We start from the raw sequence: 19,922 nt of genomic DNA, 5'->3' as shown, positions 1-19,922 counted from the left end.
TGTCCAAAATCGTGCATACCGCCTGCTGCCTGCGATAGGACTGGTGACCGTGAAGATCCTCATCTCCGCCGACATGGAGGGCGCCACCGGCGTGACCTGGCCCGCGGACGTGCTGCCGGGCAAGCCGCAGTGGGAACGCTGCCGCCACATGTTCACCTCCGACGTCAACGCGGCGATCGCCGGATTCTTCGACGGCGGCGCCGATGAGGTGCTCGTCAACGAGGCCCACTGGTCGATGCGCAACCTCCTGCTGGAGAAGCTCGACGAACGGGCACAGATGCTCACCGGCCGGCACAAGTCGCTCAGCATGGTCGAGGGCGTGCAGCACGGCGACGTCGACGGCATCGCCTTCGTCGGCTACCACACCGGCGCGGGCACCGAGGGCGTCCTCGCCCACACCTACCTCGCCAACACCCTCACCGGCGTCTGGGTCGACGGCACCCGCGCCAGCGAGGGCTACCTCAACTCCCTCGTCGTCGCCGAGTACGGCGTCCCCGTCGTCCTGGTCACCGGCGACGACCGCACCTGCCGGGACGCCCAGGGATACGCCCCGCGGGCGCCCGCCGTGGCGGTCAAGGACTACGTCTCGCGCTACGCCGCGGTCTGCCGGCCACCGGCCCGTACGGCCGCCGACATCCGGGCCGCGGCCGCCAAGGGCGCGGCGCTGGCGGCCCGTCACGAACCCGCCCGCCAGGGGCCGTTCCACGTCGAGTTGGAGTTCGACGCGGAGCATCTGGTGGGTGCCGCGACCTGCGTGCCCGGCGTGGAGCGCAGCGCGGAGCGCCGGGTCGCGTATACCAGTCAGAACATGTACGAAGCCATCCGGTGCTTCAAGGCGGTCACCACCGTCGTGTCGTCCGCCGTGGAGGAAGAATATGGCTGAGAAGACCGAGCAAGAGGGCGCCGCGGACCACGGGTCCGGGGTGGACCGGCAGGCCCTGGACGAGGTGGTGCGATTCACCTCCGACCTGATCCGGATCGACACCAGCAACGCCGGCGACGGCACCTGCCGGGAGCGCCCGGCCGCCGAGTACGTCGCCGAGCGACTGGCCGACGCCGGCATCGAACCGGCCCTGCTGGAACGCACCCGGGGCCGCACCAACGTCGTCGCCCGCATCGAGGGCACCGACCCCGCGGCCGACGCGCTGCTGGTCCACGGCCATCTCGACGTGGTCCCCGCCGAACCCGCCGACTGGTCCGTGCACCCGTTCTCCGGCGAGGTCGTCGACGACGTGGTCTGGGCCGCGGCGCCATCGACATGAAGAACATGGACGCGATGGTGCTCGCCGCCGTACGGCACTGGGCGCGTGCCGGCGTCCGGCCGCGCCGCGACATCGTGCTGGCCTTCACCGCCGACGAGGAGGCCAGCGCCGAGGACGGCTCGGGCTTCCTCGCCGACCGGCACGCCGGGCTGTTCGCCGGCTGCACCGAAGGCGTCAGCGAATCCGGGGCGTTCACCTTCCACGCCGGCGGTGGGATGCAGCTGTACCCGATCGCGGCGGGGGAGCGCGGCACCGCCTGGCTCAAGCTGACCGCCCGCGGCCGGGCCGGGCACGGCTCGAAGGTCAACCACGACAACGCGGTCAGCCGGCTGGCCGGCGCGGTGGCCCGGATCGGCGAGCACGAATGGCCGGTCCGGCTCACCCCGACCGTACGGGCCGCACTGCGCGAACTGGTCGCCCTGCACGGCCTGGACGTGGACGTCGACGCGCCGGACTGCGATGTCGACGCGCTCCTCGGCAAGCTCGGCCCGTCCGCCAAGCTCGTCGAACCGACCGTCCGCAACAGCGCCAACCCCACCATGCTGTCGGCCGGATACAAGGTCAATGTGATCCCCGGCTCCGCCGTCGCCCACATCGACGGCCGGGTCGTGCCCGGCGGCGAGGCGGAGTTCCGCACCATCATGGACGAGCTGACCGGCCCCGAGGTGGACTGGGAGTACCACCACCGCGAGGTCGCCCTGCAGGCCCCGGTGGACGGGCCGACCTACGCCGCGATGCGGGCCGCCATCGAGCGCTTCGACCCGGACGGCCATGTCGTCCCGTACTGCATGTCCGGTGGCACGGACGCCAAGCAGTTCTCCCGGCTGGGCATCACCGGTTACGGTTTCTCGCCGCTGAAGCTCCCCGTGGGCTTCGACTACCAGGCGCTCTTCCACGGCGTGGACGAGCGCGTACCGGTCGAGGGGCTGCACTTCGGTGTCCGGGTCCTCGACCACTTCCTGCGCGCGGCCTGACCGGCCCGCGCCCCGCCCGACCGGTGGAGGAGAGGATCCGCACCATGGTGACCACGGCCCCTTACGGCAGCTGGACGTCCCCGATAGATGCCCGGACGGTCGCCGCGCACGACGGCCGGCCGGCGTTCGTCGGCGTGGTCGGCGACGAGGTGTGGTGGACCGAACCACGCCCCGCCGAGGGCGGCCGCCGGGCGCTGGTCCGCCGGCGGGAGGACGGCACCGAGGAGACGGTGCTGCCGGCGCCGTGGAACGTCCGCAGCCGGGTGCTGGAGTACGGCGGCCTGCCCTGGGCCGGGACCGTCACCGAGCGCGGACCGCTGATCGTCTTCTGCGACTTCGCCGACCAGCGGCTGTACGCCTTCGAACCGGACAGCGGCCGGGAGCCCCGCCCGCTCACCCCGCGGTCCGAGGTGGGAGGGCCTGCGCTGGGTCGATCCGGTGCTGCGCCCGGAGCTGGGCGAGGTCTGGTGCGTCCTGGAGGAGTTCACCGGCGCGGGACCGACGGACGTGCGGCGGGTGATCGCGGCCGTCCCGCTCGACGGCTCGGCGGCCGGACACCGGGAATCCGTACGGGAGCTGAGCGACGACCGGCACCGGTTCGTGACCGGACCGCGGATCTCGCCGGACGGCGGCCGGGCGGCCTGGCTCGCCTGGGACCACCCGCAGATGCCCTGGGACGGCACGCTGGTGATGCTCGCCGAGATCACCGGCAAGGGCGAGTTCACCGCCGTCCGGCCGCTGGTCGGCGACCTCGGTCCGACCGCACCGGGCGGCGGCGCGAGGGTGAGTCCGTGGTGCAGGTCGAATGGGACGCCGACGGCTCGCTGCTGTTCGTCTCGGACCTCGGCGGCTGGTGGGAGCTCCAGCGCATCCGCCCCGGTGCGCAGGACGACGGCGTGGTGGCGAGCCGCGGCCTGTGCCCCGCCCGGGAGGAGGAGTTCGGCGGCCCGCTGTGGAACGTCGGCGAGCGCTGGTTCCTCCCCCTGGACAACGGCACCCTCGCGGTGCTGCACGGCCGCGGCGCCCTGACGCTGGGCATCCTCGACCCGGTCAGCGGCGACCTCGTCGACGCCGCCGGCCCCTGGACGGAGTGGACGCCCACGCTCGCCGCGCACGGCAGCCGGGTCGTCGGCATCGCGGCCGGCCCGGACCGCTCGTACGAGGTCGTCGAGCTGGACACCTGCACCGGCCGCGCCCGGGCGATCGCCTGCCGGCACACCGACGCCGTGGACCCGGCCTACTACCCGCGGCCGCGGCACCGCACCTTCACCGGCCCAGGCGGACGGGACGTGCACGCCCACATCCACCCGCCGCACAACCCCGAACACGCCGCGTCGGACGGCGAGTTGCCGCCCTACGTGATCTGGGCGCACGGCGGCCCCACCAGCCGCGCCCCGCTGGTGCTCGACCTGGAGATCGCCTACTTCACCTCCCGAGGCATCGGCGTCGCCCAGGTCAACTACGGCGGCTCGACCGGCTACGGCCGCGCCTACCGCGAGCGGCTGCGCGGCCAGTGGGGCGTGGTGGACGTCGAGGACTGCGCGGCGGTCGCCCGGGCGCTGGCGGAGGAGGGCACCGCCGACCCCGCCCGGCTCGCCATCCGCGGCGGCAGCGCCGGCGGCTGGACCACCGCCGCCTCGCTGACCTCCACCGACCTCTACGCCTGCGGCACCATCAGCTACCCCGTTCTGGACCTCACCGGCTGGGCGAACGGCGAGACCCATGACTTCGAGTCCCGCTACCTGGAGTCGCTGGTGGGCCCGCTCGCCGAGGTCCCCGACCGCTACCGCGAGCGCTCGCCGCTGCACCGCGCGGACCGGATCACCGCGCCGTTCCTGCTGCTCCAGGGGCTGGACGACGTGATCTGCCCGCCCGCGCAGTGCGAGCGCTTCCTCGCCGAGGTGGCCGGCCGCGGCGTACCGCACGCCTACCTCGCGTTCCCCGGCGAGGGCCACGGCTTCCGCCGCGCCGAGACGCTGGTCCGCACCCTGGAGGCGGAACTCGCGCTCTACGCCCGGACCTTCGGCTTCCCGCGCGACGACGTCCCGCCGCTGGAGCTCCGCGACTGACCGGGAGAGCCCCGTCCGCCGTACGCCCAACTGGGCCGTGTGCGGCGGACGGTGGCGAACTGACGTCCTTACGAGAAACCGCGTCAGGAGCGTTGACACCTCGTTACTCGTGTCACAGCATGAACGCGCCGCTACCGACTGGTTGGTACGACGTGTCCCCGTTGGAGGTCCTGGTGCCCCGCGCGTCCCGAGCCGTGTCCCGCCCGCCGCTCCGCACGTCCCTCGCCCTGCTGGCCGGCACCGTCCTCGCCGCGCCCCTCTTCCTGACCGGCCCTCCGGCCGCGGCCGCGGGTCCCTACACCGTCACCGCTCTGAAGGTCACCGTCCGCGCCGGCGACCGCAGTTGCACCCTCGACACCGACGTCTACCGCCCGTCCGGCGTGGACGCGGCCCACCCCGCGCCCGCCGTGCTGACCACCAACGGCTTCGGCGGCAGCAAGGCGGACGGTTCCACCGACGCGCTCGCCAAGGCGTTCGCCGCCCGCGGCTATGTGGCGCTGGCCTACTCCGGCCTCGGCTTCGGCAGGACCGGCTGCCCGATCTCCCTGGACGACCCCCGGACCGACGGCCGTGCGGCGAGCCAACTCGTCGACCTGCTCGCCGGATCGCGGACCGCCGACAACGGCACCCGCCTCGACTACGTCGCGATGGACGGCCGGGGCGATCCGCGGGTCGGCATGATCGGCGGGTCCTACGGCGGGGCGATCCAGCTGGCGACGGCCGCCGTCGACCACCGCGTGGACGCCCTGGTCCCGCTGATCACCTGGAACGACCTGTCCTACTCCCTCGACCCCAACAACGCCGACCGTGGGCAAGGCGCCGGCGGACCGGTGCCGGGCGCCTACAAATGGCAGTGGACCAACGGGTTCTTCCTGATCGGCGAGGCGCAGGGGCTGCTGCACCCCCGCATCGACCCGTCCCGGACCGGCGGCGCGGGCTGTCTGCACTTCGTCGCGCGGGCCTGCGAGACCAAGCGGCTGCTGGACTCCGGGAAGTACCCGGCCGCCCGCACCGAGGCCATGCTCCGCTACGCGCGCAGCGTCTCCCCGGTCTCGTACCTGACGTCCGTCACGGCGCCGACGCTGCTGGTCCAGGGCCAGGCCGACACCCTCTTCAACCTCAACGAGGCCGCCGCCACGTACCGGGCCCTCACCGCCCAGGGCACCCGGCGAAGATGATCTGGCAGTACTGGGGCCACAGCGGCGGCATCAAGAACCCGCCCGCGGGTGAACTCAGCCTGGCCAAGGGCAATTTGGAGGGCAGTTACGTCGGGCGCCGGATCCTGGCCTGGTTCGACCGCTATCTGCGGCACCGCACCCACACCGGCACCGGCCCGGCCTTCGCGTACTACCGGGACTGGGTGACCGGTGGGAACGCCTACGCCACCGCCGCCACCTTCCCCGCGGGCGGCAGCCGGCGGCTGTATCTGTCCGGCGACGGCAAGCTCGTCGGCCACCGGGCCGAGGTGGTGCGCGGCAGCCGCGAGTACCGCAATCTACGGGTCGCCACCAGCCATTCGGAGAGTTCGCTGGCCGGGATGCTCGGGCTGCCCGACCCGGCACCGTTCGACGCCCGCGGAACGCATCTGGACTGGACGTCCGCGCCGGTCACGGGCCGGCCGGTGGACGTGGTGGGCGCGCCCAGGGTGACCCTGAAGGTGGTCTCGCCGCGGACCGAGCGGGTGCAGAACTCCGCCGACGCGGCCGACAAGCTCGTGCTCTTCGCGAAGCTCTACGACGTCGCGCCGGACGGCAAGCAGACGTTGGTGCACCGGTTGGTGGCCCCGGCCCGGGTGCCCGATGCGACCCGGCGGTTCACCGTGGAACTGCCGGGCATCGTGCACCGTTACGAGCCGGGGCACCGGCTGCGCTTCACCCTCGCCGCGAGCGACTCCGCCTACGCGGGCAATCGCGGGGTGAAGCCGGTGACGGTCACCAGCGCGCCCGAGGACACCGGGGTCCTCGAACTGCCGGTCACCCAAGGGGTGGTGCGGTAGCGGATGAGGTGGATGCCGTAGGAAACAAGAATCGGGGCGGTACGGTGCGGGCGCGCCGCGGGCGCCGGAGCCGTCCGGCCGCCGCGCGCGTCAGCCGCGCCGTCCGCGGGGATGTCGGCTCAGTCGTCCGTGATGGTGATGGCCTGCACGGGGCAGGCCCGGGCGGCCTCCCGCACCAGCGGGTCGCCGGCGCCGTCCTCGCGGCCGGAACGCACCAGGCCGAAGCCGTCGTCGTCCTGGTCGAACACCGCGGGGGCGGTCAGGGCGCACTGGCCGGCGCCGATACAGACGTCCTGGTCGATGGTGATCCGCATGCCGGACCCCTTTCGTTCGTCCGCCGTCATGGCCGCTACCAGGACAGCGGCAGTTCGATCATGCCTTGGAGAGTGTCCCCCGGTTTGAACGGAATCTCGGCAGCCGGTACGGCGAGTCGCAGATCCGGGAGCCGGGTGAACAGCGAACGGAGCGCGATCTCCAGCTCCGCCCGGGCGAGGTTCTGGCCCAGGCACTGGTGGATGCCGAAGCCGAACGCGACGTGGTGCCGGGCGGACCGTTCCAAGTCCAGCCGGTCGGGCGCGGGATAGGCGTCCTCGTCCCGGTTGATCAGGGACGCCGGGAACAGCACGCCGTCGTCGGCGCGGATCAGCTGACCGCCGACCTCGATGTCCTCCTTCGCCACCCGCAGCAGGCCGTCGGCGATGGACAGGAACCGCAGCAGCTCCTCCACCGCGGCCGGCATCAGGCTCTCCTCGGCCTTCAACCGCGCGAGCTGCTCGGGGTGTTCGAGCAGTGTGAAGACGCCGAGCGAGATCATGTTGGCGGTGGTCTCGTGGCCGGCCACCAGCAGGATCATGGCGAGCCGGACCAGCTCGTCGTGTTCCAGCGCGCCGGCCCGCAGCCGGTCCTCGATCAGCTCGTCCAGCAGTCCGTCGCCCGGGCGCTTCTCCTTGTCGGCGATCAGCCCGGTGAAGTACTCCTCCAGCTCGCTCCGGGCGGCCTCCGCCTCGTCGGCCGAGCGGCCGCGCAGGAGGCGGCGGGACTGCTCCTCGAAGAACTCGTGGTCGGCGTACGGGACGCCGAGCAGCGAGCAGATCACCATCGACGGGACCGGCAGCGCGAACGCGGAGACCAGCTCGGCCGGCGGCCCCTGCTCCAGCATCCGGTCGATCAGCTCGTCGACGATCCGCTGAATGTCCGGCCGCAGCGCGGCGGTCCGCTTGACGCTGAAACTGGGGATCAGCATCCGGCGGTGGGTGTTGTGCTCCGGGTCGTCCACCCCGATCAGCGGGGTGCGGGCCCGGCGGATCGCGGCGAACCGCTCGACGGGGATCGGGAAGGCCGGGTTCTGCCGGTCGGACGACAGCCGCGGATCGCTCAGCAGTGCCCGCGCCTCGGCGTGGCCGGTCACCGCCCATACCTTGCGGCCGTCGTAGAAGGTCACCTGGGCCAGCGGGCCGCCCTCCCGGAGCGGCCGGTACGCGCTGGGCGGGTGATAGGGACAGGTCCGGTCCTGGAAGTAGGAAATGGCTTCGGTCACGACATGCCTCCCGTTACGAGGGGGTTCGAGCGGACTCGAACCACTCGCGTGTGCGGTGTCAACGCACAAGCGCGCCGTATTCGCCGCGCTGATCTCCACTTCATGCCTCGGACACATGGCGCGTCTATGCACAGTTCGGCCAACTTGGTTCATCTTCGGTCGAGTTCGGTCACCTGCACCTTCTGTCGTCGGTCGTCACAGCGGACGCACGAGCATGTCGATCACGCCGTCCAGATAGCGCTCGCGCGCGGTCGCGTCCGGCAGGCTCCGCGGGACGGCGTGCGCCAGCTGGGTGTGCCCGAGGTAGGCGGTGTACGCCAGCAGGCCGCGCCGGCGTGCCTCCTCCTCGGGGAAGCCGAGCTCCGCGAAGAGTGAGGCGACATAGCCGATCCGCCGTTCGGTGACCCGGGCCAGGGCGGCAGCGACCCTGGGCTGGCCCGCGGTCGCGAGCAGCGAGACCTCCAACGGGTCCTCGGCGGAGCGGTTCGTGGCGTGCAGCAGCAGCCGGCGCAGCCGCTTGCCGGGGTCCGGCTCGGCCTCGACCTCGGTGATCACGGCCTCCGTGCCGAGCTGTTCCCAGCGCGCAAGGGCTGCCTCGACCAGCGCCTCCCGGTTGGCGAAGTGCCAGTAGAAGCTGCCCTTCGTCGCGCCGAGCCGGGCGGCCAGCGGCTCCACGGCCACCGCCGCGAGGCCCCCCTCGCCCATGGCCGCGAGGGCGGCGTCCGCCCAGTCCTGCGCCGTCAGCCGCTGCCGGGGGACGCCGCCGGATTCCTTCGTCCGCTGCTGTCGTGCCATGTCCATACGGTACCGTACGGTCAAACATACGCCACCGTATGGAGGTGCTCCGTGCGTACCGTCCGCGACGTCCATTCCCGCACCGTCCGGGCCCCGGCCGAGGCCGTCGGCGCCCTGCTCGACCGGCTCGGCAGCGACCACGACCCGCTCTTCCCGGCACCGGCCTGGCCGCCGATGCGCTTCGACCGCCCGCTGGGCGTCGGCGCGGACGGCGGCCACGGCTTCGTCCGCTACCGCGTCGGCGCGTACGAGCCCGGCCGCCGCATCCGCTTCGACTTCACCGACGGCAGCACCGGCCGCCACGAGGTCACCATCCACCCCGACGGTCCCGACCGCTGTCGCGTACAGCACCTCCTGGAGGCGCAACTACCGCCCGTACGGCGGTTGTTGTGGTCCCTCGCGATCCGCGCGATGCACCGCACCGTCGTCCGAGAGCTCTTCGACAACATCGAACGGGCCGCCACGGGACGGCAGATACCGCCGCCGCGCCGCTCCCCGTGGATCCGTCTGCTCCACCGCCTGGCGTGGGACCGCGCCCGGGCCGTCGAACTGCCCGCCGCCGCACGGCTCGCGCACCGGGCGTTCCCACGCACCGACTTCGAGGATGCCTGGCAGATGGACCTCCTGCCCGGCCTGCCGGACACCCCGGAGGCGTGGCAGGGCGTACTGCGCGGGGCGTCCTTCCCGGTCGTCGGCCGGACGGACCAGGAGCTGCTGCTCGGTGAGGACGCCCGGCACCTGGACTTCCGCGCCTCGCTCCTGGTCGCGGACGGCACCGTCACCCTCGGCACGGTCGTCCGCATCCACAACACGGCCGGCCGGCTCTACTTCGCCGTGGTCCGCCGGGTCCACCCCTTCATGGCCCGCACGATGCTCCGCCGCATCCACCGCCGGCTGGCCCTCGCCGCACCGACCGCGGCCGAGCGGGAGGCGGCGGTGCGGACCTGACCGGCCGGACTACTTCTCCAGGAGCGTCAGCAGGAAGGTGACCACGACGACGCCGATGCCGAGGGCGGCGCCGAGCACCGGGTTGACGTAGGCGAGGTAGACGGCGAGGCCGCCGAGCACGAGGGCGAGTGCGGTGCGAGTGTCCATACCGTCAAGTCCCGCCGGGGCCACCGGAATTTTCATCCCCGCCCGATGAAAAACTTCCGGCCCTCACCGCGACCTTCCAGGGAGCCCGGGACCCCCGAGCGGTACCCGGTCAGCGGAGAGGGACGACACATGAGGCAGCTCTCAGGGGCGGCAGCGACTCCGCGGAGTCACCCCGCCGGCTGTCCAAGGAGCGCGAGGCCGAGCTGATGGAGGCGCTGCGGACCGTCGAGCCGCGGCTGATCGCCTCGGTCACGCGGGTCACCCACGACTACCACCTGGCCCAGGACATCACCCAGGAGGTGTGCATCGCCATCTTCCAGGAGTTCCGCAAGGGCACCAGGTTCGAGAAGCCGGTCCTGGTCTTCGCGACCGTGGTGGCCCGCAACAAGCTCCGGGACCACTGGCGCAAGAGCTCCTCGGGCGAGCGGCCGTACGACGAACCGCCCGAGCACGGGCGGCGGTTCGGGCCGGACCCGGTCGCCGGCCTGGAGTACCTGGAGCTGCTGGAGTCGGTGAAGGCGGCGATCGCCGACGAGCGGCAGGCGGCGGTCTGGGAGCTCGCCCATGTCTGGGGCCTGAAGGGCACCGAGATCGCGCAGCTGCTGGAGATCTCCTCGGCGACGGTGAGCCGGCAGCTGGCCGCGGCCGAGGCGAAGGCCAAGTGCTGGCGGGAGGACGAGGACCTGGAACCGGCGTAGGCCCCGGGCTCCCGGCGGCCGCACCCTCTGGCGGCCGCCGCCCGTCCATTGCCCCGGCGCCGCCTGCCGGGCTGGATCCCGCCCCGAGGCCGTGCGTCAACGCGGCTTCAGGGTGGGACCTATCCCGCCCCGGTCCTTGCCATCTGAAATGGGGAGATCCATGAATGACCGTCCGTCCTCTCCGCAGGAGAGGCTGCTGACCTACCTCCGAGAGGGGGACCGCCTCGTGCCACCGGACACCCGCACCGCGCAGGACTGGGACCTGCGATACGGGTCCCTCGCGGCGGCAGCCGATCTCCGCGGGGCCACCGAACCACTGGAGCCCACCGACCTCTCGCCGGCGTCCTGGTACGACGACGGACGCGAGGCGGGCCTCGGCCGATCGGCGGCGGGCCGGTGACAGCCGGTCGCTTATCGATGGGCCGGAGTCCGTATGCGCACTCCACGGGGGGCGTGCGGGTACGGAGTTGACGGCCGGGCGCCGGCGGCGCGGCCCCACGGGGGTGGGCGGCGCCGGCCGGGCCCGGAGCCGGCAGCAGCGCGACCCGGCGGGTGCCGGGGCCGTGGCAGACTGCCTGTATGGGGCAACGACAGGGCGGTGGGGGCGGGCGCGGCACCGGTTCGGCGTGGGCGGCGCTCGGGGGCGATCCGAGGCTGATCGAGCGCGTCGCGTACCGAGGCCCGGACGGTCTGCTGCCGGCGCGGCTCCCGGTGGGCACCTTGGCGCGGGGCACGGTGGCCGTGTGCGCGCTCGCCGCGGCCGAGCTGGCGGCGGCCCGCCGGGGCGGCCCGGTACCCGCCGTACGCGTCGACGAAGGGGCGGTCGCCACCGCCTTCGTCAGCGAACGGCACCTCCGGATCGACGGCCGTCCGATGTCGACGTTCGCGCCGTTGTCCCGCTTCTGGCGGGCCGCCGACGGCTGGGTGCGTACCCACGCCAACTACCCGCACCACCGCGCCCGGTTGATCCGGGCGCTCGGCCTGCCGGACGGCGCCGGGGTGCCGGAGGTCGCGGCCGAACTGGCCGGGCGCGCGGCCGAGGAGATCGAGGAGACCGTGTACGCGGCCGGCGGGCTGGCCGTCGCGGCACGTACGCCGGGGGAGTGGGCCCGGCATCCGCAGGGCGCGGCGGCGGCCGCCGGTCCGCTGCTGACCCTCGGCCCGCTCGGCGCCGGCGGTCCGCCGCGCGCCCTGCCGCCGCTCGCGGGGCACCCGGTGCAACCCGCCGCCGGTCTGCGGGTCCTCGACCTGACCCGGGTGATCGCCGGCCCGGTCGCCACCCGCACGCTCGCCCTGCTCGGCGCGGACGTGCTGCGCATCGACGCGCCGCAGCTCCCGGAGAGCCAGGACGCGCACAGCGACACCGGTTTCGGCAAGCGCTCCACCGCCCTCGACCTCGGCTCGGCCGCCGGCCGGGCCACCTTCGAGGACCTGCTCGCCCACGCCGACGTCGTGGTCACCGGCTACCGTCCGGGCGCCCTCGACCGCTTCGGCCTGGCCCCCGAGGAACTGGCCGCCCGCCGCCCGGGGCTGGTGGTGGCCCGGCTCTCCGCATGGGGCGACGACGGTCCCTGGGGCGAGCGGCGCGGTTTCGACAGTCTGGTGCAGGTGGCGACCGGCATCGCCGTCGTCGAAGCGGGCGCGGACGGGACCCCCGGCGCGCTGCCCGCCCAGGCCCTCGACCACGGCACCGGCTATCTGCTGGCCGCCGCGGTGCTCCGCGCACTGACCGAACAGACCCGCACGGGCGGCTCGTTCCTCGCCGCCCTCGCCCTGGCCCGCACCGCCCACTGGCTGATGCACGACCTGGCGGACGGGGCGGGGGAGGACGGCCCCATGGGCGGAATCCTGGACAGGGCCGGGCGGCCGTCCGCCGATGCCGCCGCGCCCGGCGACCCCGGCTACGACCCGGCGGACCACCTCCGGGAGACCGGCAGTCCGCTCGGGCGCCTGCGTCACGCCCTGCCGCCGGTCGCCTTCGACGGGGCGCCGGACACCTGGGCGACCCCACCCGGCCGGGTGGCCACGGACGCCCCGGTGTGGCGCTGAGAGGTGGCGCTGACCGTAATCGCTGGCCGTACCGCACGGCCGTCCGTACGATTTGCCGGTGACGATCAACGACCGCTACCTCGCACGCGGACCGCGGGTGGGCATCCGGCCCTTCACCGCCGCCGACCGGGACGAGTTCACCGCCGCGGTGCGCGCCAGCGCCGAGCTGCACCAGCCGTGGCTCTACCCGCCGGCCGAAGCCGCCGCCTTCGACGCCTACCTGCTCAGGCTGCAGGAACCCCAGCGCGAGGGCTTCCTGTTCTGTGAGCTCACCACCGGCCGGATCGCGGGCTACCTCACGATCAACAACATCGTGCACGGCGCCTTCCGCTGCGGTGCGATCGGCTACGGCGCCTTCGCGCACGCCGCCGGCCGCGGCCTGATGAGCGAGGGCCTGCGCCTGGTGCTCCACCACGCCTTCGGCGCGCTGGGCCTGCACCGGCTGGAGGTCAACATCCAGCCGGACAACGCCTCCTCGCTCGCCCTCGTCCGGCGCGCCGGCTTCCGCCGGGAGGGGTACTCCCCGGACTTCCTCTTCATCGACGGCGCCTGGCGCGACCACGAACGCTGGGCGATCACCAGCGAGATGGTCACGGAGCCGGCCACGGACGGGGAGGCGGCGAAGGGCGGGACGGAGTGACGCCGGTGCCCCCACGGCCGTGACCTCCGGCCGCACCGTGCCGGTCAGCGGGACTTGCGGTTGATCTTCATGGTGTCCATGTCGGTGGCCGTGGACCGCAGGTCGCGACAGCCGAGGCCGGCCGCGGCCAGCGCCGCTTCGGCCTGCTCCTCGCCGAGGGCGGCCGCCATCTCCTCGCCGTCCGCGGCGTCCGAGACGATGACGCAGCGGTAGCTGAACGAGTGCAGCGCGGCGTCGTAGGCCAGCGCACCCTCGGGGGTGAACCGGTACTGCGACAGCCCGTGTTGGTCGGCCTCGGCGAGCAGCTTCGCCCGGGCCGCGGCCGTCAGGCCGTCCCACTTGCCGCGGACGATCACCCGGTAGGTGTGCTGGGTCGCCATGGTCTTCGGGTCTCCTGTCGCTGTGTCAGCGGGCCGGGAGCGACAGGCTATGCGGCCGTGTCCGCCGGCGCCCCCGATTTTCCGATGCGCCTGCATCGCACCGTTCCCGGGCGGCATCGCCACCCTTCTCCGGGCCCCCGGCGCACCGTTCCGGGGGCCCTCCTTTGCGCAACCCTGACCCCGCGGGCCGGAAGAAGCCCTGTTCAGACCGGCGAGGAGGCGGTTCCATGGTCAACAGGAGGCCGCCGTAGCCGAGGTGGCCGGTCCCCCCTTGCGAGGCAGCCGTGGCCACGAGCGTGCGACGCACCACCTTGACCCTTCCCGCCGCCCCCTTCGGTCCGGACAACCCCCTCCCCGCCCTCCAGGGCGGCCACGACCTCCACCGCGTGCGGATCCCCCGGGACGCCGGGCTGCCCGCCGACATGGCGCGCCAGATCGGATACCGGCCGCTGACCTCGATCCTGCCGGTCGCGCGGCGCGACGGATACGGCCGCGCCCGCCGCAGCACCGACCTCGACGCGCTGGTCATCGAGAACGACCGGCTGCGCGCCACCGTCCTGCCCGCTCTGGGCGGCCGGGTGTACTCCCTCCACCACAAGCCCTCCGACCGCGAACTGCTCTACCGGAACCCGGTGTTGCAGCCCGCCGCGTTCGCCCTCAACGGGGCGTGGTTCTCCGGCGGCATCGAATGGAACATCGGCGCCACCGGCCACACCACCCTCTCCTGCGCCCCGCTGCACGCCGCCCGGGTCCCGGCACCGGACGGCGGCGAGATGCTCCGGCTGTGGGAATGGGAGCGGCTGCGCGATCTGCCCTTCCAGGTGGATCTGTGGCTGCCGGACGGCTCCGACTTCCTCCACGTGGGCGTACGGATCCGCAATCCGCACCACCACACCGTGCCCGCCTACTGGTGGTCCAACATCGCGGTCCCCGAAGAGGAGGGCAGCCGCGTCCTGGCGCCCGCCGACGAGGCCTGGCACTTCGGCTACGAGCGGACGCTGCGCCGGGTCCCGGTCCCGGAGTCGGACGGCGCCGACCGCACGTACCCGCTGCGCAGCGCGTTCCCGGCCGACTACTTCTACGAGGTGCCCGACGGCGCCCGCCGCTGGATCACCTCGCTCGACGCGGCCGGCCGGGGCCTGGTCCAGACGTCCACCGATACGCTGCGCGGCCGCAAGCTCTTCCTGTGGGGCGCGGGCCGGGCCGGGCGGCGCTGGCAGCGGTGGCTCACCGAGCCGGGCACCGGCGGCTACGCCGAGATCCAGGCCGGGCTCGCCCGGACCCAGCTGGAGCACGTACCCCTGGACGCCGGCGGTGCCTTCACCTGGCTGGAGGCGTACGGGCCGCTGGCCGCCGATCCCGCGGTGGTGCACGGCGCGGACTGGACGGCGGCCCGTGAGGCGGTCGCCGACGGGCTGGAGGCGGCCCTGCCGCGCGCGGACGTCGACGCGGCGTACGCGGCCTGGCTGCCGTACGCGGACCGGGAGCCGAAGGAATCGCTGGCCACCGGTTCGGGCTGGGGTGCGCTGGAGGTGGCCCGGGCCGGTTTCGCGCTGCCCGGTACACCGTTCGCCCCGGCCACCCTCGGGCCCGAACAGGAGCCGTGGCTGGCCCTGTTGCGGACCGGTGAACTGCCGCCCGGCGGCCCGCTGCCCGGCCCGGCCCCGACCGCACCGGCCTGGCGCGACCTGCTGGAATCCGCCCCGCCGGGCCCGGCCACCGACCATCACCTCGGCCTCGCCCAGTGGCAGGCCGGCGACCGCGCCCAGGCGGTCCGCAGCTGGGAACGCGCGGTCGGACTGGGCGGCGGGGGGACGGGCCGCGCGACCGACCCGGAGGCAGGAGCCGGGAAGCGCGGGCGCGGTGCCGCCGCTCCCGAGGCAGCCGCCCTGCCGGGCTCCCCCGAGGCCTCCGTCCTGCCGCTCTACTGCCTGGCCGTCGCCGAGTGGGCGGCCGGCGAACCGGCGCGGGCCGCCGACCGGTACGCGCAGGTCTGCGCCGCCGCGACCGCGGCGGCCACCGCGGACGGTCCGGCCGCCCGTACCTGGCGTGCCGCACTGCCCGCCCTCGTCCGGGAGGCGGTGCCCGCACTGCTCACCGCCGGCCGTACCGAGGAGGCCGCGGGACTGCTGGCCGCACTGCCGGAGCGCGTCGCCGCCGACGGCCGCTTCCGGTTGCTGACCGCCCGGGTGCTGCTCGCCCAGGACCGGCCGGAAGCCGCCCGGGAGGTCTTCGACGCCGGCTTCGAGATCGCCGATCTGCGGGAGGGCGACGAGACGCTCAGCGACACCTGGTTCGCGATCGCCGAGCGGCTGACCGCGGCCGGCGGAGCGGTCACCGACGAGGTACGCGCCGGGGCCCGGTCCGCGCATCCGCTCCCGGACCGCTACGAGTACCGGATGCGGCCGGTGTAGCCGGCCTTCCTGCGGGTGCGCAGGACGCGTACGCCGATCCGGTGAACGTGCGCGAGGGGTGGGAATGATCCCGGACCGTCCCGTGTTGTGCCCGGTCATGAAGGCAATCAGCACAGAGCGCTATGGCGACCCCGAAGTCCTCACCTACACCGACCTCCCCGACCCGAAGGTGGCCCCGGACTCGGTCCTGATCCGGGTGCGGGCGGCCGGGGTCAATCCGGTGGACTGGAAGGCCCTCGCCGGCTATCTCGACCCGATGCTGAACGTCCACTTCCCGCTCATTCCCGGCTGGGACGTGGCGGGCGTGGTCGAGGCGGTCGGCGTGGACGTCCCCGAGTACGAGGTCGGTGACGAGGTCATCGGTTATGTCCGCAAGGACGACCTCCAGCACGGCACGTACGCCGAGCTGGTCGCCGCGCCGGTGCGGACCCTGGCGCGCAAGCCGGCCTCGCTCAGCTGGCAGCAGGCCGCCGGGCTGCCGCTCGCGGGCCTGACGGCCTATCAGGCAGCCGATCGGGTCGGCGCCGAGGCGGGCGAGACGGCCCTGGTGCACGCCGCCGCGGGCGGCGTCGGCTCGCTCGGCGTGCAGATCCTCGTCGCCCGGGGCCTCCGCGTCATCGGTACGGCCAGCGAGCGCAACCACGACTTCCTGCGGTCCCTCGGCGCCGAGCCGGTCACCTACGGCGACGGGCTCGCCGACCGGGTGCGGGCGCTGGCGCCCGACGGCGTCGACGTGGCCCTGGACTTCGTCGGCGGCGGCGTGGTGGACGTCTCGCAGGAGCTGCTCAAGGACCGCGGCCGGGTGGCCTCCATCGCCGACGGCGAGGTCAAGGAGAAGGGCGGCCATCTGGTGTGGGTGCGCCCGGACAGCGACCGCCTGACCGCCCTCGGCGCCCTCGCGGACGCCGGGAAGCTGACCGTGGCCGTCGACGCGGTCTACCCGCTGTCCGAGGCGCCCGAGGCGCTGCGGCGGAGCATGGCGGGCCGGGCCCGCGGCAAGATCGTCCTGGAGGTGTCCTGAGGGACCCCGCGGGCGGCCGTCCCGAGCGGGCGCGCCGGACGCGGAACAGGCCGCCGGGGGCGTTCCGTCAGGCCCCCGCGGCCTGTTTGCGGTCGACGTACTCGAAGATCGCACCGTCCGGATGACGGGCCACCACGTTCCGGCCGATCGGCGTCGGCACCGGCCCGGCGATGATGTCCGCGCCGACCGCCGTCAGATCGGCCACCGCCTCGTCCACGTCCGCCACGGCGAGCGTCGCGGTGATCTTCCGCAGCACCGACAACTCCGCCTCGGGGCCGCTCATCAGGAAGAAGCAGCCGACGGCCGCGACCGACACACCGCCGCGCTGGAAGCGGATCGCCTCCGCGCCGGTCAGCCGTTCGTAGACGCCGATCGCGGCATTGAGATCACCGACGCACACCCGCAGCGAGGTCCCCAGAATGTCCATATGAACCACCCTAGTTGGGCCCCCGGCCGGTACGCGATCACCTGACCGTGATCGGACCGTCCGCACCCGCACCGGGACAGCGCGACCTCCCGGAGGCCGCCCCCGGCCCGGCTGCCGGGACCGCGCTCAGACCCGGCACAGGAGCTCGCCGTGCAGGATGCCGAACCAGCCGTCCTCCTCGGCGCCCCAGGCCCGCCAGGCCTCCGCGATCCGCCGCAGTTCGGCCTCCGTGGCGTGCCCGCCGTCCACCGCGATCCGGGCGTACGACGAGCTGACCGTGCGGTCCGCCCACAGCTCGCTCCACCAGGCCCGCTCCTCCGGCGTCCGGTAACACCAGGTGCCCGCGGTGGCGGTGACCGCCTCCGGAGCGAAGCCGGCCTGCCGGGCCCAGGCGTGCAGCCGGCGCCCGGCGTCCGGCTCGCCGCCGTTCCCCCGGGCCACCCGCAGGTACAGCTGCTGCCAGTCGGTCAGGCCCGGGACCTCCGGGTACCAGGTCATCGCCGAGTAGTCCGAATCGCGGACGGCCACGATCCCGCCCGGCTTGGTCACCCGGCGCATCTCCCGCAGCGCCTGGACGGGGTCGCCCACGTGCTGCAGCACCTGATGGGCGTGCACCACGCAGAAGGTGTCATCGGGAAAGTCCAGTGCGTGGACGTCGCCGACCACGAACCGGACATTGCCGACCCCGCGCGCGGCGGCGGTGGCGCGCGCCTGGTCCAGCACCTCGGGTGCCCGCTCCAGCCCGGTGACCTGACCGTCCGGCACCAGCGCGGCCAGATCGGCGGTGATCGTGCCCGGACCGCAGCCGATGTCCAGGATCCGCATGTGCGGCGTGAGTGAATCCAGCAGATATCCGGCCGAGTTGGCCGCGGTGCGCCACGTGTGGGAGCGCAGTACGGACTCGTGGTGGCCGTGCGTGTAGACGGCGGACTCCTGCGGCATGGGGCACTCCTTCGCATGCGTCGGTGTGACACCCACACGGTACGCGTCGATCTCGTATCTTGAGAGTCCCGTCTCAAGATACGAGCGGGGGCTGGCCGGCTGTGTCCGCCCCGCCGGGCTCCGCTCAGTCGGGCAGCAGCCGGTACACCGTCAGTGCCTCGCGCTCCTTCTCCAGCGTCAACTCGCCGCCGGACACGGCCACTTCACCGTCGTACGCGACCGCCGCGGTGTCCCCGAGCCCGCCGATCCGCAGCCGCGGCAGCCGCGCCTCACCGAGCACCGGCGAACGGTGCGGAGTGCCCATCAGGGCCGCGGCGAGCAGCCGGGTGCGGGCCAGTCGGCCACCGTGCACCACCCGTACGTCCAGCACCCCGTCCGCCAGGTCGTGCCGGCGCACCGGCGCGAAACCCAGGCCCCGGTACTGGCAGTTGCCCACGAACAGCAGCCAGACCGAGCGCCGTTCGCCGCCGATCCGCACCGACATCGGTTCCGCGGAGCGCAGCACCTCCCACGCCGCCAGCACCCCCGCCGGCCAGGCACCGATCCGGCCCGCCCAGCGCTCCCGGATCCGCACCAGCTCCGGATAGACGCCCACCGAAAAGGTGTTGAGGAAATACCGGCCCTCCCGGTGCGGGCCGGTCCGGAAGCGCGCCACATCGACCGCGACCGCCTCCCCGCTCTCCACGGCCCGCGCCGCGGCCGTGAAGCTCTCGATCCCCAGGTCGTACGCGAAGTGGTTGGCGGTGCCGCCGGGCAGCACCGCCAGCGGCAACCCGTGCCGCACCGCGACCGTCGCCGCGGCGTTGACCGTGCCGTCCCCGCCGACCACCCCCAGCGCGCCGCCCAGCTCCCGGGCCCGCTCCGCGGCGGCCTCCAGCGCCTCGTCCATCGGCTGCCCGGCCGGCCCGTCACACATGACGACCTCGGCCTCCGGCAGCACCGCGTGCACCTCGGCGGCCCGGTCCGGGCGCTGTCCCGTGCGCTGCCCGGAGGCCGGGTTCGCCACCACGACCAGCCCCCGGCCGCCGGGCAGCGCGGGCGCCTCGGCACGCGGCCGGGCCGGCGGCGCCAGCTGCGCGCGGGTCGGCGCCAGGCCCCGCACCGCGAACGCCGCACCCGCGCCCAGCGCGGCACCCGCCAGCACATCACCCGGATAGTGCACACCCGTATAGATGCGGGAGAACGCCACCGAGGCGGCGACCGGCGCCAGCGCCAGGCCCCACCACTTGTTCTCGAAGAACACCCCGGTCGCGAACGCCGCCGCCGACGCGGCGTGCCCGGACGGGAAGGACGAGGTGAACGGCTGGCGGGTCAGCTGCCGTATCACCGGCACCGCGTCCAGCAGCGGCCGCTGCCGGCGCACCGAGCGCTTGCCCAGCGTGTTCACCGTGGCCGAGGCCACCGCCAGGGACGCCACCCCGCGCAGTGCGGCCCGCCGCGCCGGCCGCCCGCCCAGCGCCGCCGCACCCGCCGCGATGCCGAACCACAGCAGCCCGTGATTGGCGCTGCGGGTCAGCCGCGGCAGCACCCGCTGGGCCCCGGGCCACTCGCGGGTGGCGATCAGGTGGAAGGTCCGCCGGTCGAGGTTGCTCAAGAGCGTTCGCATGCGGCACCTCCTACCCC

The 19,922-nt window shown here is 74.0% G+C and carries 16 protein-coding genes and 3 pseudogenes; 11 read left to right on the top strand and 8 right to left on the bottom strand.

Annotated features, from left to right (window positions below; genetic code table 11):
* The first annotated feature begins 49 nt into the window (after positions 1–49).
* From OJ254_RS28020 to OJ254_RS28005, 4 genes and pseudogenes are all read left to right on the top strand, one after another.
* Positions 50–883, top strand: coding sequence for a M55 family metallopeptidase (locus OJ254_RS28020; protein ID WP_265365340.1), 834 nt, complete (start codon positions 50–52; stop codon positions 881–883).
* Positions 876–2,236, top strand: a pseudogene (locus tag OJ254_RS28015) (M20/M25/M40 family metallo-hydrolase). The gene OJ254_RS28020 and the pseudogene OJ254_RS28015 overlap by 8 nt, the downstream one beginning before the upstream one ends.
* Positions 2,237–2,280: 44 nt before the next feature.
* A pseudogene (locus tag OJ254_RS28010) lies at positions 2,281–4,305 on the top strand (S9 family peptidase).
* Between the two features lie 119 nt (positions 4,306–4,424).
* Positions 4,425–6,301: pseudogene (locus OJ254_RS28005) on the top strand (CocE/NonD family hydrolase).
* A 119-nt stretch (positions 6,302–6,420) separates the two neighbouring features.
* Here OJ254_RS28005 and OJ254_RS28000 read toward each other — a convergent pair.
* The 3 genes from OJ254_RS28000 to OJ254_RS27990 all read right to left on the bottom strand — a co-directional run bounded on the left by OJ254_RS28000 (position 6,421) and on the right by OJ254_RS27990 (position 8,639).
* On the bottom strand, positions 6,421–6,615 hold the full coding sequence (locus OJ254_RS28000; RefSeq protein ID WP_030412947.1) for a ferredoxin: 195 nt from the start codon (positions 6,613–6,615) through the stop codon (positions 6,421–6,423).
* 35 nt (positions 6,616–6,650) lie between these two features.
* Positions 6,651–7,838, bottom strand: a complete 1,188-nt coding sequence (locus tag OJ254_RS27995; protein WP_265364603.1) for a cytochrome P450 — start codon at positions 7,836–7,838, stop codon at positions 6,651–6,653.
* A 195-nt stretch (positions 7,839–8,033) separates the two neighbouring features.
* Positions 8,034–8,639, bottom strand: a complete 606-nt coding sequence (locus OJ254_RS27990; RefSeq protein WP_265364602.1) for a TetR/AcrR family transcriptional regulator — start codon at positions 8,637–8,639, stop codon at positions 8,034–8,036.
* Between the two features lie 45 nt (positions 8,640–8,684).
* Between OJ254_RS27990 and OJ254_RS27985 the strand changes: the two genes are divergently transcribed.
* On the top strand, positions 8,685–9,581 hold the full coding sequence (locus OJ254_RS27985) for a DUF2867 domain-containing protein (RefSeq protein WP_265364601.1): 897 nt from the start codon (positions 8,685–8,687) through the stop codon (positions 9,579–9,581).
* 9 nt (positions 9,582–9,590) lie between these two features.
* Here OJ254_RS27985 and OJ254_RS27980 read toward each other — a convergent pair whose 3' ends face one another.
* Complete coding sequence (locus OJ254_RS27980) at positions 9,591–9,728, bottom strand: hypothetical protein (protein WP_199812519.1); 138 nt, start codon at positions 9,726–9,728, stop codon at positions 9,591–9,593.
* Positions 9,729–9,934: 206 nt separating this feature from the next.
* Between OJ254_RS27980 and OJ254_RS27975 the strand changes: the two genes are divergently transcribed.
* The 4 genes from OJ254_RS27975 (at position 9,935) to OJ254_RS27960 (ending at position 13,115) form a co-directional block, all read left to right on the top strand.
* Entirely contained in the window at positions 9,935–10,426 is a 492-nt protein-coding gene (locus OJ254_RS27975; RefSeq protein ID WP_265364600.1) for an RNA polymerase sigma factor, read from the top strand.
* Between the two features lie 160 nt (positions 10,427–10,586).
* The gene (locus tag OJ254_RS27970; RefSeq protein ID WP_265364599.1) at positions 10,587–10,826 is read left to right on the top strand and encodes a hypothetical protein; all 240 of its coding nucleotides are present in this window, start codon (positions 10,587–10,589) and stop codon (positions 10,824–10,826) included.
* Positions 10,827–11,005: 179 nt separating this feature from the next.
* The gene (locus tag OJ254_RS27965) at positions 11,006–12,475 is read left to right on the top strand and encodes a CoA transferase (RefSeq protein WP_265364598.1); all 1,470 of its coding nucleotides are present in this window, start codon (positions 11,006–11,008) and stop codon (positions 12,473–12,475) included.
* Positions 12,476–12,533: 58 nt separating this feature from the next.
* A complete protein-coding gene (locus tag OJ254_RS27960; protein ID WP_265364597.1) occupies positions 12,534–13,115 on the top strand; it encodes a GNAT family N-acetyltransferase in 582 nt (193 codons plus the stop codon).
* A gap of 44 nt (positions 13,116–13,159) precedes the next feature.
* Here the strand turns inward: OJ254_RS27960 and OJ254_RS27955 are convergent, their stop codons facing one another.
* Positions 13,160–13,495: a DUF6204 family protein gene (locus tag OJ254_RS27955; RefSeq protein WP_265364596.1), complete on the bottom strand. Its 336-nt coding sequence runs from the start codon at positions 13,493–13,495 to the stop codon at positions 13,160–13,162.
* 284 nt (positions 13,496–13,779) lie between these two features.
* Here OJ254_RS27955 and OJ254_RS27950 point away from each other — a divergent pair, with 284 nt between their 5' ends.
* On the top strand, positions 13,780–15,909 hold the full coding sequence (locus OJ254_RS27950; protein WP_265364595.1) for a DUF5107 domain-containing protein: 2,130 nt from the start codon (positions 13,780–13,782) through the stop codon (positions 15,907–15,909).
* Positions 15,910–16,006: 97 nt separating this feature from the next.
* The gene (locus OJ254_RS27945) at positions 16,007–16,930 is read left to right on the top strand and encodes an NADP-dependent oxidoreductase (RefSeq protein WP_265364594.1); all 924 of its coding nucleotides are present in this window, start codon (positions 16,007–16,009) and stop codon (positions 16,928–16,930) included.
* Between the two features lie 67 nt (positions 16,931–16,997).
* Here the strand turns inward: OJ254_RS27945 and OJ254_RS27940 are convergent, their stop codons facing one another.
* From OJ254_RS27940 to OJ254_RS27930, 3 genes are all read right to left on the bottom strand, one after another.
* The gene (locus OJ254_RS27940) at positions 16,998–17,357 is read right to left on the bottom strand and encodes a VOC family protein (protein WP_261954818.1); all 360 of its coding nucleotides are present in this window, start codon (positions 17,355–17,357) and stop codon (positions 16,998–17,000) included.
* A 126-nt stretch (positions 17,358–17,483) separates the two neighbouring features.
* Positions 17,484–18,299: a class I SAM-dependent methyltransferase gene (locus tag OJ254_RS27935; protein WP_265364593.1), complete on the bottom strand. Its 816-nt coding sequence runs from the start codon at positions 18,297–18,299 to the stop codon at positions 17,484–17,486.
* Between the two features lie 124 nt (positions 18,300–18,423).
* On the bottom strand, positions 18,424–19,905 hold the full coding sequence (locus OJ254_RS27930) for a bifunctional phosphatase PAP2/diacylglycerol kinase family protein (RefSeq protein ID WP_265364592.1): 1,482 nt from the start codon (positions 19,903–19,905) through the stop codon (positions 18,424–18,426).
* Positions 19,906–19,922: the final 17 nt, after the last annotated feature.

It is taken from the genome of Streptomyces endophytica, from assembly GCF_026153355.1.
GTDB classification, from domain to species: Bacteria; Actinomycetota; Actinomycetes; order Streptomycetales; family Streptomycetaceae; genus Streptomyces; species Streptomyces endophytica.
Note: the sequence above shows the minus strand (reverse complement) of the source record. Positions and strands in the feature narration are given on the sequence as shown.

Coding starts and splice junctions, on each gene's coding strand:
- OJ254_RS27980 (WP_199812519.1), bottom strand. CDS start 9,728: ATGGACACTCGCACCGCACTCGCCCTCGTGCTCGGCGGCCTCGCCGTC.
- OJ254_RS27935 (WP_265364593.1), bottom strand. CDS start 18,299: ATGCCGCAGGAGTCCGCCGTCTACACGCACGGCCACCACGAGTCCGTA.
- OJ254_RS27940 (WP_261954818.1), bottom strand. CDS start 17,357: ATGGACATTCTGGGGACCTCGCTGCGGGTGTGCGTCGGTGATCTCAAT.
- OJ254_RS27965 (WP_265364598.1), top strand. CDS start 11,006: ATGGGGCAACGACAGGGCGGTGGGGGCGGGCGCGGCACCGGTTCGGCG.
- OJ254_RS27955 (WP_265364596.1), bottom strand. CDS start 13,495: ATGGCGACCCAGCACACCTACCGGGTGATCGTCCGCGGCAAGTGGGAC.
- OJ254_RS27970 (WP_265364599.1), top strand. CDS start 10,587: ATGAATGACCGTCCGTCCTCTCCGCAGGAGAGGCTGCTGACCTACCTC.
- OJ254_RS27930 (WP_265364592.1), bottom strand. CDS start 19,905: ATGCGAACGCTCTTGAGCAACCTCGACCGGCGGACCTTCCACCTGATC.
- OJ254_RS27945 (WP_265364594.1), top strand. CDS start 16,007: ATGAAGGCAATCAGCACAGAGCGCTATGGCGACCCCGAAGTCCTCACC.
- OJ254_RS27990 (WP_265364602.1), bottom strand. CDS start 8,639: ATGGACATGGCACGACAGCAGCGGACGAAGGAATCCGGCGGCGTCCCC.
- OJ254_RS28000 (WP_030412947.1), bottom strand. CDS start 6,615: ATGCGGATCACCATCGACCAGGACGTCTGTATCGGCGCCGGCCAGTGC.
- OJ254_RS27975 (WP_265364600.1), top strand. CDS start 9,935: ATGGAGGCGCTGCGGACCGTCGAGCCGCGGCTGATCGCCTCGGTCACG.